This window comes from Janthinobacterium sp. EB271-G4-3-2 (assembly GCF_020858035.1).
Taxonomy (GTDB): Bacteria; Pseudomonadota; Gammaproteobacteria; order Burkholderiales; family Burkholderiaceae_D; genus Janthinobacterium; species Janthinobacterium aestuarii.
In genome coordinates, this window is the sequence record NZ_JACYMG010000002.1 from 524,601 (window position 1) to 540,183 (window position 15,583).

The following is a 15,583-nucleotide window of genomic DNA, read 5'->3' on the forward strand; positions in this document are numbered from 1 at the left end:
AAACGCCGGCGCGAACGCCGGCGTTTTGCCACAACCGCCTGCCAGCGGCTAATTCGTACACTGCTTGGCCACGCCTTCGGCCGGCGCAGGCGCTTCGATCAGCGGCATCAGACTCGGCGCCAGGGACACCAGCAGTTGCACGGGCAAGGCGCTTGTGAAATCGTAGTTTTTCGATTCCGGTCCCCGCACATACGCCGTCATGCTGCCGTAGAAGCGCTCGCCGATATTGAACACGAACGTGGCCGAACGGTTCACGTAGCGCGATTCGATCAGGCGGCCGCCGGCGCCATACACGTCGAAACGCTGGTCGCCCGTACCCGTCTTGCCGCCCATCGGGATCGGCACGCCGTCGGCGCCGACAAATGCCGTCTTCGCCCGTTTCGCCGTGCCGTCCGACACCACTTCGCGGATGGCCTTGGCCACCGCTTTCGCCACGTCCGGCGACAGCACTTGCTCCGCTTCCACCTTGCTGCCCCGCTTGACCAAGGTGTCGTAAGGAGTGTTGGCCGCGAAATGCATGGAATCGATGCGCACGCTCGGTTTGCGCACGCCGTCGTTGATGATGATGCCCATCAACTCGGCCAGCGCGGCGGGACGGTCGGCCGACGCGCCCAGAGTGGTCGCATACGACGGCACGAGCGAGTCGAACGGGTAGCCCATCTTCTTCCACTGGCGGTGGATTTCCAGGAACCCTTCCACTTCCAGCAAGTTGGCGATGCGGCGGTCCTGCGCATGCTTGCGGTGCGTATTGAACAGCCATTTATACACTTCCTGGCGTTCCTTCTCGCTGGCCGCCACCATCTGCGACAGGGTGGAACCTTCGTGCTGGCGCAGGTACGCCACCATCCACAGTTCCAGCGGATGCACATTGGCCAGGTAGCCACGGTCGGCCAGCGACCAGTTTTCCATCGCGTACTGCTGGTACATCTTGGCCACGCGCTCGGGCGGCACTTCGTTTTGCGATGGCAGGTTGGCGTTGAGGAAATCGCCGAATTCCGCCACGGTCCCCTTCGGATTGACGGTGCGGAAGATATTGGCCAGGCGCACTGGGGTCGGGCGGATGCTGGCCAGCAGGATCTTTTCCTGCTCGTCAACGCTCTTACCGCGGTACTTCTGGTAGAAGCGGTGCAGGAATTCGCGCCCTTCCTTGTCGGCAAAACGGCTCAGGTACTGGGCCCGGCGCGGATCGTCCGCGTCCGCCAGCAGCGAGGCCGAGGAGTCGGGGCGCGAAAACATGTAGTAGCGGGCCACGTCGCGCATCAGGCGCACGAACACCAGGTTGGTCGACTGGCGCAGCGCCTGCTGCACCGTCATGATGCGGCTGTCGTCGAGCTTGGAGAAGTTGCCGAAATGGTGCAAGCCGCCGCCCGTGAAGAAGCCTTCACCCGGATTGCCCGAATATTTGCGTTCCATGGCGGCCGCCAGCATGGCAGGCAGGTTGCGCGCCTCGCCGAGCGCCAACGGTTTCAGATAGGCAATCGCCCACTGCGACAGCATGTCCTTCGGATCGACGGCGATCTTGCCCAGCTCGGCGGGGCCCATGCCGCTGTAGCGCTGGTGCAGCTGGTCGATGATGTCCATATACGTGACCAGGGTGCGCAGCTTGGCCGTGGAACCCAAGTCCAGCTTGGCGCCCTCGTTGATGTCGAGCGGCTGGTCATAGTTATCGGTCTGCACGCGCAGCAAGTTGGCCTGGTCGCCCTTTTGCAGCAAGGTAAAGCTGTAGACCACATTGGCGGGGTCGCCATTGCCCAGCATGCCCTTGCCCGTCAGGCCGGCCGCTTTCGCCACTTCCGGGTCGCGCAGCTCGCGCAAGACCTTGGTGACGGCGTTTTGCGCCTGCGCGTCAAGCGTGCTGACCACTTTCAGGTCGAGGCGGTCGAGGTTGTACAGGCGCGGATCGCCGAGCATGCCGGCCAGGTGGTTGCGCACGGCATTCGAGGCCTTGCGCGTGACGAACGAGGTCGACGCTTCCGATTGCACGCCCGAGGCCGTCGACGGACGCAGCTTCTCGGCGATGGCCGCATCGCGCAGTTGCGGCGAAATCACGCCCGCTTGCGCCAGCAGGCGCAGATGGCTGTTGGTCAATTCTTCCAGGTCGGCGCCGCCGGCCACCAGGTAATGCGAAGGACGGCGCTGGGCGATCAGCAAACTCAGCGCCTGCTTGTAGGCCAGCGCGCTGCCCGGCTGGTCCATCTTACCCTTGAGCAAAGTTTTCACTTCGGCAAATGGACGGCCATACCAGACCCACATGCCGTCGCCGATGCCGTTGACTTCGCCAAAGCCGCTCTTTGCCGACAGCGGCACGGTGTTCAGGTAATTGACGACGATCCTGCGCCGCGCTTCCATGGTGTTTTCGCCACCCTGGTACGAGCGCAGGCTGGCCGAAATCATCTGCAGCAGCTTGTCCTGCATGGAACTGGTGCGCCCGTCTTCCGAATGCCGGTATTTTTCGATCTGCGTGGCCAGGGTGCTGCCGCCGCCACTGCGGTGGCCGCCGAACAGGTTCAGCGCCTTGTCGAGGACAGCCTTGCTCAGGCGGTCCCATTCCACGGCCGGATTGCGCTCGGGCGTGCCCGGGTCGAGCAACTCGCGGTTTTCAATAAACAGCAGGCTTTGCACGAGCGCGGGCGGCGCTTCGGCAAAACCGTCGAACATGCGCTCGGGATAGCTGGCCGAAAACAGGGGGGCGGCGCGGCAATCGAGGATGGATAGTCCCGCGCGGTTTTTCTCGTGATACGTGGCAAAGATGCCCCGGTCGACCAGTTGCACCATTTTCGGCGACATGCGCGCCTGCGCCGTCACTTCATAATCGCGCGCGTTGAGCTTGGTAATGAAATCAGGCAGGCTGGCATAGCCAAGACGCTCGTCGTAGGGCCCATGCTGCGGATAGCGGATGGCGCCCGCCGGTGCAGGACCAGGCTCGACCTTGAACGCCAGTTGGCGGTCCAGGCGCGTGAAGAATTCCGCCTGCAGGGCCGAGGTGCGCACTTCGCGCATGACGAACCACGCCACGCCGGCGATCAGCGCCAGCACGATGATGGCAAAGATCGGCCAGATGCGCGAACGGCGCTTCTTCGGAGGACTCGCCGGCGGCGGCGCCTCGGCGCCCGTGTCGGGGAGTGGATCAGAAGGGGGCCGCTCTTGCGCGGCCAGATTGACGCCTGTGTCTTTCATGGGATGCTGGGGTAAGGTTGGATTTGGACGGCGCGGGAAATGCGGTAGCGATACCGCTCCGCGCGGGATAAGACGAGGGCCAGCCAGGGCCGGTCACAACAAAGCTTGCTTAACATGATGTCCATACCGGTGAATCAAAAAAACACGCTACTGCACAGGCAGGCGACCCCGCGTTCGACACGCAAGGCCCCTGTTCACCATTCCACCACATCGGCATGAAAACGACTGACGAGCGCACACAAAAATCTTGCTTCATTGAAGATTTTCGCAAAAAAACAACGTCTTGGAACGTACGCTTGCGTACATAGATGCAAAGCGGGCTGAACGCCAGCGAAAAAGCCGCCGGCGCCGGGCTGGCCGCATCTCAGATGGTGGTGTATTCCGCCTGCAAGGTATCGAGCGCGGCGCACATCTGCGCAAAGGCGACCGCGGCCTGCGCGGGCTCGCCCTTGACGCCCAGTTCGATATGCCGGCGCGTCTGCGCATCGCCCACGCTCGGCAGGCTGAACACCTTAATCAGCGGAAACTCCGCTTCCAGGCGCACCATCAGCGGCGTGAGCAAGGATTCGGCCGTTTCATACACGAGCAAGGCGTGTTCCGCATGCGGCACCTGATTGAACAGGTGCGGGTAATGCGTGTCGAGCACCCATTCGATCATGGGCCAGGACATGACGGGAAAGCCGGGCACGAAATAATGCTCGCGCACGGCAAAGCCGGCAATCTTGTTGTACGGATTCGGAATCAGCTCGGCGCCTTCGACAAATTCCGCCATTTTCAAGCGGTGCAGGTTTTCCGGCGAGTTCAAATCGGCCGGCACGCCCGCCTCTTCGCCCATTTCCGTGATCCGTTGCTGGATATTGAGCTTGCCCTGCGGATGCAGCACCAGCGGCAAGCCCAGCGCATCGGCCGCCGCCTGGCGCGTGTGGTCGTCCGGCGTGGCGCCGATGCCGCCAAAGCTGAAGACGATGTCGCCGCTGGCAAAGCTGCGTTTGAGCAAGGCGACCAGGCGGGCCGGCTCGTCGCCCACGTATTCCGCCCAGCTCAGCTGCAATCCCCGCGCCTTGAGCATGCTTACCACTTTCGGGAAATGCTGGTCCGTGCGCTTGCCCGACAGGATTTCGTCGCCGATGATGATCAATCCGATAGCCATGAAGCTTCCTCGTAGAATTCGATAAAAATACTCAAGCGTCCGCCGGCGCCACGTCGGTCATGCCGCGTACGCCCCGCAAACGCGACAGTGCTTCCAGGCAGTAATACTGGAACCACAGACCCGTAAAGATAAAGATCAGCACATACAGCCAGATGGCGAACGCCGCCAGGAAGGGGAAGAACACCACCGACATCACACCGCCCATCCACAGCATGCCAGGCACGGCACCGGCCGCGCCCGATACCATGCCGATGGCCAGCAAGGGCCAGCGCTGCGTGCGCATGATGGCGTGGCGCTCTTCCGCGCTGGCGTAATCGGCCATGGCGTCATACGCCATCACGCGATACGTCAGCCAGCCCCACAGCACGGCTTGCCCCACCAGCGCGGCAGGCGGAAACGCGTACAGGGGCAGCATGATGACCCAGGCGATGATGAACAGCAAGAACGTGGCCAGCGAAGTGGCGACGCTGCCGAGCAGGCTGCCGCCATGCTTCTTGTCCAGTTGCGGAAAGTGCCGCCCGCCCACATGGCGGCCGATGGCCGGCATGGCGAACAGGCCCATGAAGATCAGCGCCGTCAAGATCATCAGCGGCAGCAGCATGAACATGGCGATCAGCGGTACGATCACGGCTTTCAGCATGCCCAGGCCGAAGGTGGACAGCACCTGCCCGCTGGTGCGGAAGAAATCGTATTGCGTAAACAGCGCATGCAGGCTGTCGATCAGCGGCTGCAAGCCCACATACAGCAATCCCCCCCACAGTATCAGCGAGAGGATGAAGGGCGCCACGCTCAGCAGCAATATCCTGCCGTGCAATTGCGACAGCAAGGCGCGGCCATACGAATTCAACACATTACGCATCAACGGCGTCCTTTTCGTTTGATTCTTGCAAATTCCACCATGCGGCGCAGGCCCAGCCATTGCTGCTGCCAGAAGCCGCGGCCATAGTCGCGTCCCGGCCGGCCCATGCCCTTGCTGTCGATACGGGCCAGCTGGTCGCGCACGCCCGTGCGCGCATAGCCGGCCGAGAAATTCGCGGTGCCCAGCAGCATATCCCAAATCGGCAAGACCACGCCGAAGTTGCAGCCGCCCATGCTGCCCTTGCCTTTCGACTCGTGTCCCACGCCGATCGCATGGTGCGTGCGGTGGAAACGGGGCGAAATCAACAGCCGCTCGCCGATGCAGCCGAAGTGTATCCTCACATTCGCATGCTGCAAGCTTTGCAGAATGCGGGAAACCGACACCAGCAGCACGTACTGGCCCGGCGGCACGCCGATGCCGAGCGCCACCAAGGCCATCACCACGTCGCGCAAGAAGTCGTCGAGCAAGTGGTTGCGGTCATCGCTCCACAAGTTCATGTTTTGCTGGCTGTGATGCAGGCTGTGCAAGCCCCACCACCAGCCGAAATGGTGCGAGGCCCGGTGGTAGCAATAGTCGACGAAGTCCAGTATCACAAAATAAATGATAAAACTGAGCAAGGGACTGATGCCGGGCAATAGCGATTCCAGGTTGAATGGATGAATATTATCGAAACGCAAGGCACCCGCCAGCGCATCCATCAGCGGATCGAGCGTGAAAAAGACGACGACAGAAAACAGGCCGATCCGGTGCAGCACGGTGTAGATGAAATCGTTCCAGCGGGCGCGCGGGTCCGTGATCTTTTGCGCGGGAATCAGGGCTTCGAGCGGGCGCAGCACGAGAAACAGCAGCACCAGTTCGCACAGGCCGATCAGCAGCCACTCCGTGCCCTCGAACGCTTCTTCCGTGAATTCACCAAAGCCCAGGTGATACACGAGGGGATTGACCACCGTCTGAAACAGCCAGCCTTGCGCCACGCCAAAGGCGTCGACCACGGTGTCGATCACCGGGGTGACGAAGCCGAGGATATCGGTGGCGATCATGGCTGCCCCTTCTTCTGCGCGTAGGCAGGATGCTCGCGCAGGGTGGCAAAACAGAACCCCTTGTCTTGCAAGCCAGAAATCAAAGCGTCCAGGTTGGCGGGCGCCCACGCATCCTTGCGCGACCAGATGCCCATGTGCGAAATGAAAATGTCGCCGCTGCGCAAGTTCGCCAGCGCTTTTTTCAGCAGCATGGCGTTCGGATATTTGTCGCTGGACAGCTCATCGCCGGAATACCCCGCTGGCGCCCAGCCCGCATGCTGATAGCCGCAGGCGCTGCCGGCCGCCAGGGTGCGCGGCGACGTGTAGCCGCCCGGCGCGCGCCAGAACGGATCGAGCTTGTGGCCGGTCAGTTCCTGGAAGCGCGTATCGACGCGGCGCAATTCCTCGCAGAACTGCTTGTCGGTGAAGGAAGCGAGCTTGCCGCCGTCCTTGCCGAACTGTGGCTTGACCTGGATCAAGCCGTTGGCCAGATCCTTCTTCCAGTACACGTGGTCAAAAGTATGCGTGCCAAATGCATGGCCTTCGGCGACCCTGGCTTTCCAGTACGGCGCCCACGATGGATCAAGTGAATAGTCGCCGCGCGTGGTCTTTTCATTGGCCAGGAAAAACGTGGCTTTGATATGCCGCTTGTTCAGCACGTCGGCAATCAGTTGCGCTTGCGACTGGCTGCCCGTGTCGAAGGTCATGTAGATCGTGCCCTTGCAGGCGGCCGGGGCAGAAGATGCGGCTGGGGCCGTTGCTGCCGGTGCCGGTGCGGCGGCATGCGCCGGGGACAGCATGGCGCTGGCGCACAGCAGCATGGCGGACACGCGGCCCGCAGGAATCAGGTGTTTCATCATCACACCCGCCATCACATGCGCGGCGAGTGGGTGGCGAAATACACGCCATGGGGCGAGCGGCCCACCGGTATCGTCTTGATGACCTTGCGCGTGGTCAGGTCGATCACGGCCACTTTCTTGATCCAGCGCAGGGTCACCCACATGGTCTTGCCATCGGGCGTGATTTCCATGCAGTCCGGGCCACCCGGCACATTGATGGTGCCCACGTTTTCCAGCGTCTTCTGGTCGATGATGTTGATGGTGTTCGACACGCGGTTCGAGACGAACGTCATGCGGTTGTCACCGAGCGCGCGGAAATTATGCGTGCCGGCGCCCGCCTTGATGCGCTTGACGGTCTTTTGCGTGCGCCAGTCGATCACTTCCACGTAATCGCTGCCCATGATACCGACCAGCAAATGCTTGCCATCGGGCGTCATCGTGATGCCGGCCGGCGCGGGGCCGACAGGCATCGTCCATTTGACGGTTTGCGTAGCCAGGTCGATGGCGCTGACCTGGTTGCTGCCCTGCTGCGTGATGAAGGCCATGGTGCTGTCGGCCGTGAACGCCATGTGGCTGGGCAGTTTCGGCAGCGGGATGCGCTTGGCCAGGGTCAGGTTCTTGCCGTCGTAGCGGTACAGGTCGATACGGTCCAGGCGCAGCGAATTCGAAATGAACCACTTCTGGTCCGGCGAAAAGCCGATCTGGTAAGGGTCGAGGATGTTGCTGATGCGGCGCTGGATCTGGCCCGAGACAGGATCGAGGAAAATGAGCTCGTTGCCGACGGAACTGGCGACGATCAGCGACTTGCCATCCGGCGTCTCCATCAGATGGTGCGGTTCCTTGCCGACGGCAAAGGTAGACAGGGGAGCATAGGTTTTTTGGTCCAGCAGTTGCACCGTAGCATCACGGGAATTGAGCACCACCACCACTTCGGCTTGCGCCGTCGATATTGCGGAAACCAGGCACAGCGAGGAAAAAACAAGGCGGCGTAGACTGCGGAACATGGAAGAAATCACTGTTAAATACAAAACACGCATTTTACGTGGAACACTGTATTTATTGTGTGAAATCCCCCCTTAAATACAACCGACAGCCACACATCGGCGTAATTTCTGGTTTTCCCTTGCGCCGGGCCTGGAATGGCGCTTTGCAACTCATTGCTCTACAATCTGAAGCTTTCATCGCCTACACAAGGATTATCATGACCACCACCACTACCGCTTCCGGCCTGCAATACATCGATACCGTCGTTGGCGAAGGCGCTGAAGCGCAAGCCGGCAACAATGTTGTCGTGCATTACACGGGCTGGCTGCAAAACGACGACGGCAGCGCCGGTTCGAAATTTGACTCGAGCAAGGACCGCAACGATCCATTCGAATTCCCGCTGGGCGCAGGCCGCGTCATCCAGGGTTGGGACGAAGGCGTGCAAGGCATGAAAGTGGGCGGCAAGCGCCAGCTGATCATTCCTGCGGCACTGGGCTATGGCGCACGCGGCGCCGGCGGCGTGATTCCACCGAACGCCACCCTGATTTTCGACGTCGAACTGCTGGGCGTATAAGAAGCTGAAGGCTGCGCTGCAACGACCGCGCCAGACGCCGCCCCTGTTCACTCAGCGGCGGCGTTTTTGTTTTGAGTGTGTCCTCTAATGCACGGCGCGCTTTTTTCACTATGATGTCAGACACTGCAGCACGCACGGTGGCCACTCCGCCGGGCCTGCCGCACTTTTCCAGCGATTCCATCAGCACACAGGAGCCATCATGAGTTTACAAGAGCAATTCGAACAAGCGCAGCTCGATTCCAAGACCCTGTCCGAGCGTCCGGACAATATGACCTTGTTGAAAATCTACGCCTTGTTCAAGCAAGCGTCGAGCGGCGACGCCACGGGCGAGCGTCCCGGCATGACCGACTTCGTCAACCGCGCCAAGTTCGACGCCTGGGCGGCCCTGGCCGGCACCTCGAAGGAAGATGCGCAGCAACAATACATCGACCTGATCGAAGACTTGAAGGACTGATCATCCCCCTGCCCCGGCACAGCCCGGGGCAATGTTATTATTTCCGCATGACACCATCACCGATTTCCCTGGCCCATGCCGCCGACCTGCCCCGTTTGTTCGACGTCTGGCACCTGTCCGTACGCGCCACCCACGATTTCCTCGCCGACAGCGATATCGCCTTCCTGATGCCCTTCGTGCGCGATGAGCTGGCCAGGGTGACGGCCGAACGCCTGCTGCACGTGCTGCGCACCGATGACGGCGTCGCCTATGCCTTCCTGTGCGTCGAGCACGCCAAGATCGAGATGCTGTTCGTACATCCCGACCAGCGCGGCAGCGGCGCCGGCCGCGCGCTCGTGCGTTACGCCATCGCGCCCCTGGGCGCCACGGCCGTCGATGTCAACGAACACAACACGCAAGCGCATGGCTTTTACCGCCACCTGGGCTTTATCGGGAAAAGCCGTTCCGAACGCGACCCGTTCGGCAAGCCTTTCCCCATTTTGCACCTGAAACTGGCCGAAAACGGCTAAAAACTCACCAAAAACCACCAAAACAGGCCGTTAACGCAAAAGTGGCTACCAAAATGGTAGCCACTCTTTCATGTTGAAACGGCGCTAGAACTTACTTTTTCGCCGCCGCCAGCGCTTGCGCGATCCAGCCGTCAAACTTTTGCTGGTGGAACTTGATCCAGCCAGCCGTATGGCGCGCGATATCGGCTTGCGTGTTTTCGCCGCGGCGCATGCGCTCGTTCTGAGCATTGATGTCGGCCACGGGTAGTTGCATCACTTCGAACAGCTTGGCTGCGGCCGGGTTTTTCTCGGCCCAGGCCTTGTTCGACACGATGCGCGCCGTGTTGACGGCAAAGCCGTAATCGCTGCCATTGTCCAGACGCGTGTTCACTTTCTCCGGATTGGCCGAGAACGGCACTTTCAGCCAGACCACGTCCTTGCCCGGCACCAGCACGCCACTGACCCAGTACGGCGTCCACGTGTAGTACAGGATCGATTCGCCACGCTTGTAGCGGCCCAGGGTGTCGGCGATCAGCGCCGCATAGCTGCCCTGCACGTGCGTCACCGTCTCGCGCAATTTGTACGCATCCATGTGATTCTCGATCAGCGCTTCGCAGCCCCAGCCGGGGTTGCAGCCCGTCAAGTCGGCCTTGCCGTCGCCGTCGTGATCGAACAGCTTGGCCAGGTTCGGGTCACGCAACTGGTCGATATTCGTGATGTTGTACTTCTCCGCCGTCGCCTTATCGATCAGATAACCTTGCGCGGCAGGACCGGCGTATTGGCCCGTACGCAGCAGCTTGGCGTCGCCGCCCGCATTGTTATAGAAATCCTTGTGCATCGGGTCCCAGTGCACGGCCATGAAGGTGGCGTCGCCGTTGGCGATCGCGATATGCGCGGTCGGATATTCCACTTCCTTGATCGGCTGCACTTCGTAGCCGAGCTTTTCCAGCGCCTTGTCGACCAGCATGGTCTGGAAGGTTTCTTCCGCGATCGAGCTTTGCAGCGCCTGCACCTTGATGCCCTTGCCGGGCAGCGCATCGGCGGGCGCGGCCGGCGTCTGCGCCATGGCCAGGCTCGTGGTCAGGGCCATGGCGGCGATCGCCAGGGCGGAAAACAACTGGAACTTGCGTTGCGATTTTTGCGTCTCTTTGAAATGTGCGATTTGATGCATGTAAATCCTTTCTTATTGTGCGTTGGCCAGCGTAGCTTGCTGTGCAACATTATTTTTCTCCGTGTTGCCGCGCACCAGGCGCAGCACGAAACCGGCGGGACCCGTCTGGTACCAGTGGCGCACGCCGCGGCGTGGCTGGCCCATCGCTTGCGTCAAGCGGTCCAGGGTGATGGCCAGCAGCACGATACCGAGGCCACCGACGGTTGCCAGGCCCATGTCCAGGCGGCCGATGCCGCGCAATACCATCTGGCCCAAACCACCGACGGCGATCATCGAGGCGATCACGACCATCGACAGCGACAGCATCAGCGACTGGTTGATACCGGCCATGATCGATGGCATGGCCAGCGGGAATTGCACGCGGGTCAGCAACTGCCACGGCGAGGCGCCATACGCGCGGGCCGCTTCGATCAGGTCGGGACGCACCTGGCGGATGCCGAGATTGGTCAAACGCACGAGCGGCGGCAGGGCAAAGATGATCGTCACGATCACGCCTGGCGCATTACCGATACCAAACAGCATTACCACCGGTACCAGATAGACAAACGCAGGCGTCGTCTGCATGGCGTCGAGCAAGGGACGCAGGATATTCTGTGCGCGGTCGCTGCTGGCAAGGAAAATACCGAGCGGCAAACCGATGGCCAGGCAGAAGGCCAGCGACGTCAACACCAGCGACAAGGTCGTCATGGCTTCCGGCCAGATGCCCAGCATCGATACGACCAGCAGCGCCAGCACGGTGCCGATGGCCAAGGTGCGGCTGGTAAATTGCCACGCCAGCAAGCCGATGATGGCGATGACCGTCAGCGACGGGGCCGCCAGGAGCACGCCTTCCACGCCGGACAGCACGCTGTCGATCGGCGCGCGCACGGCCTGGAAGAAAGGACGGAAATGCGCGACGACCCAGCCCAGGCCCTGGTTGATCCAGTTTTCCAGCGGCAGCGAGCCGTCGAAGATTTGCGTCAGGTGAAAACCGGAGGCCGCGTGTTCCGGCTGCACGGCCGGCCCGGCCGCGTCCAGCCAGGACGTGTCGCCCGGCGGCGTCAGCGCCCAGGGATTGATTTGGGCGGCCGGCTGTTCAACAACAGCTTCTACTGTGGAAACGGTGCTTGGATTCATGCTTGTCCTTTCTGTTGTTGTTCGGCAATGGCTGGCGTATCGCGGTCGAGGAACTTCAGCAAGGTCGTCTTGCTGATGGCGCCGCGGAAGCTGCCGTCATCGGCCACCACCGGGACGGCGTAAGGCAGCTGCGCCACCTGGCCGAACAGGCCGGCGACTGGCTCGTCTGCATTGATGGTCTGCACGTCGGGCAGATACGCATGCGCCAGGCCCAGCGGTCCCACATGGCCGTCGAGCGCACTGCGCAGCGAATCGGCCGACACGACGCCGAGGAACTTGCGCTGCGGATTGACGACATAGGCAAACGCGCGATCCTGCTCTTCCAGCATCGACAGCGCGGCGCGCGAGCCGCGGCTCGGCGACTCGGACACGACGATCTGGCTCTTGCGGGCAATATCGCTGGCCTTGAACACGGCCGCCGCATCGACGCCGCGCACGAAGTTGCGCACGTAATCGTTGGCCGGTTTGCGCAGGATTTCTTCCGGCGTGCCCACTTGCACCACGTGGCCGTCTTTCATGATGGCAACGCGGTCGCCGATGCGCATGGCTTCATCGAGGTCATGCGAAATGAAGACGATGGTGCGGCGCTTGATTTGCTGCAAGCGCAGCAGTTCCGATTGCATCTCCGTACGAATAATCGGATCGAGCGCGGAAAACGCTTCATCCATCAGCAAAATCGATGGATCGCAAGCCAGCGCACGGGCCAGGCCCACGCGTTGCTGCATGCCGCCCGACAATTCGTCGGGATAGCTGGCGCCGTAGCCGTCCAGGCCCACTTGCTCCAGCGCTTGCTGGGCCAGCGCATGGCGCTCGGCCTTGGGCATACCGGCCAGCTCCATGCCGAAGGCAGTGTTGTCGAGCACGGTAATTTGCGGCAACAGCGCGAACGACTGGAACACCATGCTGATGTCCTTGCGGCGCAGGGCACGTAGCTGGGCGTCCGGCAAGGTATTGATGTCGTTGCCGTCGATCAGGATGCGGCCGGCCGTCGGCTCGATCAAACGGTTCAGCATGCGCACCAGGGTCGACTTGCCCGAACCGGACAGGCCCATGATGACGAAGATCTCGCCCGCTTCAATGGTAAAGGTGGCGTCGAAAACGCCGATGGTGCAATCGGTCTTGGCCAGGATGTCCTGCTTGCTGGCGCCTTGATGAACGAGTTCAAGTGCTTCTTCTGGCTTGTCGCCGAACACTTTGAACACATGGTCGATAATGATTTGTTTTGCCACGATGTGGTTCTCCCTCGATTTGACGAATGGAATGAAACCCAGCAAGCCTGCCAGCTTGCGGCGGGAATCAACAAACCCTGTTGCGTCGGCTACGCCACGGCGCACAAGCGCACGGGAGCGACAGAAAACAGGGGGTGACACGCGTGTGACCAGCGGATGGCCAAAGCCGGTGCCGGGGTGCCGTGTGCGTGCTAAAAGAGGCTGTGGTTCAGGACTTTTAACAACGCTAGCGCCATGCAAATACATGGCACCAAATGTATTTGACCGAAAAAAAATCGACCAAGCTACTTTTAACTGGATGCGGGTGTAAAACCCGAAGAATTATTCACCACTGAGCGAGTGGGGAGTACTGCGAAGCAGAAGGTGAAACGCGGTGTAGCTGTTGTAAATATGACTCAAGTATAACGCAAAAAGCCGCCAAAGTCCAATGGCTTTCCAAATAGAAATGTGCTAGCAATGTTCGCTAGCGTACAGTCAGACGTAAAAAAGGCGAAAAGCGACGTGTTTTCGTCGTCTTTTCGCCTTCCGCCGCGGCGCCATTTTTACCACCAAACTTGGCGCCAGACAAGCGGGGCAAACGCCATCAAGCTGGCTCGGCAAACACCTTGCGCATCTTCTCGGCGATCTTGCCTTCAATCGTGGAAGCAAAGGCGCTGAGCATGAAGCCCAGCTTGATTTGCAGTTGCGCCTGCTCTTTTTCCAGGGTCAGCGAACCATCGACGCCGCTGCGCTCGAAGCGCAGCACATCGCCATCCCAGGCGCACGCCAAATCATATTCCTGGGCCAGCTTGTCGGCCACTTGCTGCGCCGCTTCGCGCGCCTTTGCTGCCGTCAGCTTATGTTGCTGAACTATATTTATATCCGCCATCAAACGATCCTTTTATTATAAAAACGGGTGCCATACGGCCAGCATCATACCAGCCGCCATGCGGCGGGCGCGGCCGAAGCTGGCGCTGGACGGCTAAAAAAGCCCGCTCTTCCCGCGCATCGCTTGCGCCGTATCAAACCGGATACGCCGAAGCGGGATGACTATTCCAGTTCCAGCTGCGCGTGTCTTGGAGAACTACCATGGACCAGAAAGTCATCGTGCCGGTCGAAGCCGTACTGACCAAATGCGTGTCCCTGCCCGTCGGCTATGTCCCCACCCCCTCGGCGCCGTACCGCCAGCACCGCAAGAATGCGCAACTGACCTTGCAGCCGGGGCCGCCCCGCCTGACCGAGGCCACGGTGCGCAACGTAGCCGCCGTGCCCGTCGGTTCGCGCGTGCTGATCTGGAAGCAGGACCCGTCCGTCAGCGAACTGGGCACGCGCAAGACCTTCCTGCCCGGCCTGATCCTGCAAGGCCCGCGCGACGCGCGCGTCACGTTTGGCGAACCGGGCATCGCGCAGGTCAGTCCGAATGCCTTCGGCGACTTCATCGTCTCGCCCAACACCGACCAGTTCGACGCCGTGCACACGTTTGCCATCGTGCGCATGACATTGACCATGTACCAGCGCGCGCTGGCCAGCAACGACACGGCGCCGCCCCTGCCCTGGCAATGGAATAGCGCCAGCAACACGGCACCGCTGCGCGTGTTCCCGCACGGCTTGCCCAATGTCATGAATGCCTATTACAGCCGCAGCGACAAGGCGCTCAAGTTCGGCGACTTCATTCCCAGCGGCGCCACCGAGCGCGTCTACACCTGCCGCTCGCTCGACATCGTCTCGCATGAAACAGGACACGCCGTGCTTGATGGCCTCAAGCCCAACTGGCTGCTCAGCAACAACCCACCGCAAACGGGCGGCTTGCACGAATCGTTCGGCGACCTGACGGCCATCTTCCTGGCCCTGTCGCAGCTGGACCAGGTGGAAGCCGTGATCGCGCAAACGAAATCCGACCTGCACGACAAGACCTTCCTGGCCGACCTGGCGGAACAGTTCGGCCTGGCCCTGGGCCGTCCTAACGGCTTGCGCAATGCCGACAACGACATCAAATTGTCGGAAGCGGGCACGGAAGTGCACGCCATCTCGCAAGTGTTTACAGGCGCCATCTACGACATCCTGGCCGACATCTTTGCCCACGAACGCCAGCCCCAGCTGGAGGACGACGCGGCCGTGCTGCACCGCTGCGGCGACTACCTGCGCAGCCTGGTCCTGCGCGCCCTCGTGGCATCGCCCGACCAGGCCGCCACCTATGCCGACGTGGCCGGCCACATGCTGACGATCGCCGAGGCCGATGGCAACGGCGCCTACCTGGACTTCATCCGCAACAGCTTTACCGTGCGCGAAGTGCTCAAGGCCAATGCCATGACGGAGGATGGGCAAATGACGTTCGCCCCCGCTGTCGTCGACGAAGACGACGCCGTGCAAGACAGGCGCGCCTGCTGCGGTACCATGAACCATGCGGAATACAGCGAGTCGGATCAATTGCTCGAAGCGGAGCGCGAAGCCCTGGCCGCCTGGTGCCGCAGTTACGGCCCCAAATAGACAGCACTGCAGCGCACCAGCGCGCCCTATCCAGGCCTGCCGGAACAGCGGCAGGCC

The 15,583-nt window shown here is 61.4% G+C and carries 14 protein-coding genes; 4 read left to right on the forward strand and 10 right to left on the reverse strand.

Annotation, left to right across the window (positions count from 1 at the left end; genetic code table 11):
• Positions 1-48: 48 nt before the first annotated feature.
• The 6 genes from IGS55_RS07385 to IGS55_RS07410 all read right to left on the reverse strand — a co-directional run bounded on the left by IGS55_RS07385 (position 49) and on the right by IGS55_RS07410 (position 8,048).
• Positions 49-3,177, reverse strand: a complete 3,129-nt coding sequence (locus IGS55_RS07385; protein WP_230515693.1) for a transglycosylase domain-containing protein — start codon at positions 3,175-3,177, stop codon at positions 49-51.
• Positions 3,178-3,541: 364 nt separating this feature from the next.
• A complete protein-coding gene (locus IGS55_RS07390; RefSeq protein WP_230515694.1) occupies positions 3,542-4,327 on the reverse strand; it encodes a competence/damage-inducible protein A in 786 nt (261 codons plus the stop codon).
• Positions 4,328-4,358: 31 nt separating this feature from the next.
• Positions 4,359-5,186: an EI24 domain-containing protein gene (locus IGS55_RS07395; RefSeq protein ID WP_230515695.1), complete on the reverse strand. Its 828-nt coding sequence runs from the start codon at positions 5,184-5,186 to the stop codon at positions 4,359-4,361.
• Entirely contained in the window at positions 5,186-6,226 is a 1,041-nt protein-coding gene (locus IGS55_RS07400) for a sterol desaturase family protein (protein WP_268991802.1), read from the reverse strand. The genes IGS55_RS07395 and IGS55_RS07400 overlap by 1 nt, the downstream gene beginning before the upstream one ends.
• Complete coding sequence (locus IGS55_RS07405) at positions 6,223-7,065, reverse strand: polysaccharide deacetylase family protein (protein WP_442908148.1); 843 nt, start codon at positions 7,063-7,065, stop codon at positions 6,223-6,225. Before IGS55_RS07405 ends, IGS55_RS07400 begins: the two co-directional genes overlap by 4 nt.
• 11 nt (positions 7,066-7,076) lie before the next feature.
• Positions 7,077-8,048 carry a YVTN family beta-propeller repeat protein gene (locus tag IGS55_RS07410; protein WP_058049179.1) on the reverse strand — a complete coding sequence of 324 codons (972 nt, stop codon included), beginning with the start codon at positions 8,046-8,048 and terminating at the stop codon, positions 7,077-7,079.
• Between the two features lie 197 nt (positions 8,049-8,245).
• Here IGS55_RS07410 and IGS55_RS07415 point away from each other — a divergent pair, with 197 nt between their 5' ends.
• The 3 genes from IGS55_RS07415 to IGS55_RS07425 all read left to right on the forward strand — a co-directional run bounded on the left by IGS55_RS07415 (position 8,246) and on the right by IGS55_RS07425 (position 9,565).
• The gene (locus IGS55_RS07415) at positions 8,246-8,602 is read left to right on the forward strand and encodes an FKBP-type peptidyl-prolyl cis-trans isomerase (protein WP_034760263.1); all 357 of its coding nucleotides are present in this window, start codon (positions 8,246-8,248) and stop codon (positions 8,600-8,602) included.
• A 199-nt stretch (positions 8,603-8,801) separates the two neighbouring features.
• The gene (locus IGS55_RS07420; protein ID WP_034760268.1) at positions 8,802-9,056 is read left to right on the forward strand and encodes an acyl-CoA-binding protein; all 255 of its coding nucleotides are present in this window, start codon (positions 8,802-8,804) and stop codon (positions 9,054-9,056) included.
• Positions 9,057-9,103: 47 nt separating this feature from the next.
• On the forward strand, positions 9,104-9,565 hold the full coding sequence (locus IGS55_RS07425; RefSeq protein WP_230515696.1) for a GNAT family N-acetyltransferase: 462 nt from the start codon (positions 9,104-9,106) through the stop codon (positions 9,563-9,565).
• 91 nt (positions 9,566-9,656) lie between these two features.
• On the opposite strand, the gene proX is transcribed toward IGS55_RS07425, so the two are convergent.
• The 4 genes from proX to IGS55_RS07445 form a co-directional block, all read right to left on the reverse strand.
• The gene (proX, locus tag IGS55_RS07430) at positions 9,657-10,715 is read right to left on the reverse strand and encodes a glycine betaine/L-proline ABC transporter substrate-binding protein ProX (RefSeq protein WP_230515697.1); all 1,059 of its coding nucleotides are present in this window, start codon (positions 10,713-10,715) and stop codon (positions 9,657-9,659) included.
• Between the two features lie 12 nt (positions 10,716-10,727).
• Positions 10,728-11,831, reverse strand: a complete 1,104-nt coding sequence (proW, locus tag IGS55_RS07435) for a glycine betaine/L-proline ABC transporter permease ProW (protein WP_230515698.1) — start codon at positions 11,829-11,831, stop codon at positions 10,728-10,730.
• Positions 11,828-13,060: a glycine betaine/L-proline ABC transporter ATP-binding protein ProV gene (gene proV / locus IGS55_RS07440; RefSeq protein ID WP_035828675.1), complete on the reverse strand. Its 1,233-nt coding sequence runs from the start codon at positions 13,058-13,060 to the stop codon at positions 11,828-11,830. Before proV ends, proW begins: the two co-directional genes overlap by 4 nt.
• A gap of 583 nt (positions 13,061-13,643) precedes the next feature.
• A complete protein-coding gene (locus IGS55_RS07445; protein WP_070303356.1) occupies positions 13,644-13,928 on the reverse strand; it encodes a polyhydroxyalkanoic acid system family protein in 285 nt (94 codons plus the stop codon).
• Between the two features lie 200 nt (positions 13,929-14,128).
• Here IGS55_RS07445 and IGS55_RS07450 point away from each other — a divergent pair, with 200 nt between their 5' ends.
• Positions 14,129-15,526, forward strand: coding sequence for a hypothetical protein (locus IGS55_RS07450; protein WP_230515699.1), 1,398 nt, complete (start codon positions 14,129-14,131; stop codon positions 15,524-15,526).
• Positions 15,527-15,583: the final 57 nt, after the last annotated feature.

What these genes read in the sequence shown, in the direction of transcription:
- IGS55_RS07385 (WP_230515693.1), bottom strand. Translation starts at nt 3,177, where the DNA reads ATGAAAGACACAGGCGTCAATCTGGCCGCGCAAGAGCGGCCCCCTTCT.
- IGS55_RS07390 (WP_230515694.1), bottom strand. Translation starts at nt 4,327, where the DNA reads ATGGCTATCGGATTGATCATCATCGGCGACGAAATCCTGTCGGGCAAG.
- IGS55_RS07395 (WP_230515695.1), bottom strand. Translation starts at nt 5,186, where the DNA reads ATGCGTAATGTGTTGAATTCGTATGGCCGCGCCTTGCTGTCGCAATTG.
- IGS55_RS07400 (WP_268991802.1), bottom strand. Translation starts at nt 6,226, where the DNA reads ATGATCGCCACCGATATCCTCGGCTTCGTCACCCCGGTGATCGACACC.
- IGS55_RS07405 (WP_442908148.1), bottom strand. Translation starts at nt 7,065, where the DNA reads ATGATGAAACACCTGATTCCTGCGGGCCGCGTGTCCGCCATGCTGCTG.
- IGS55_RS07410 (WP_058049179.1), bottom strand. Translation starts at nt 8,048, where the DNA reads ATGTTCCGCAGTCTACGCCGCCTTGTTTTTTCCTCGCTGTGCCTGGTT.
- IGS55_RS07415 (WP_034760263.1), top strand. Translation starts at nt 8,246, where the DNA reads ATGACCACCACCACTACCGCTTCCGGCCTGCAATACATCGATACCGTC.
- IGS55_RS07420 (WP_034760268.1), top strand. Translation starts at nt 8,802, where the DNA reads ATGAGTTTACAAGAGCAATTCGAACAAGCGCAGCTCGATTCCAAGACC.
- IGS55_RS07425 (WP_230515696.1), top strand. Translation starts at nt 9,104, where the DNA reads ATGACACCATCACCGATTTCCCTGGCCCATGCCGCCGACCTGCCCCGT.
- proX (WP_230515697.1), bottom strand. Translation starts at nt 10,715, where the DNA reads ATGCATCAAATCGCACATTTCAAAGAGACGCAAAAATCGCAACGCAAG.
- proW (WP_230515698.1), bottom strand. Translation starts at nt 11,831, where the DNA reads ATGAATCCAAGCACCGTTTCCACAGTAGAAGCTGTTGTTGAACAGCCG.
- IGS55_RS07445 (WP_070303356.1), bottom strand. Translation starts at nt 13,928, where the DNA reads ATGGCGGATATAAATATAGTTCAGCAACATAAGCTGACGGCAGCAAAG.
- IGS55_RS07450 (WP_230515699.1), top strand. Translation starts at nt 14,129, where the DNA reads ATGGACCAGAAAGTCATCGTGCCGGTCGAAGCCGTACTGACCAAATGC.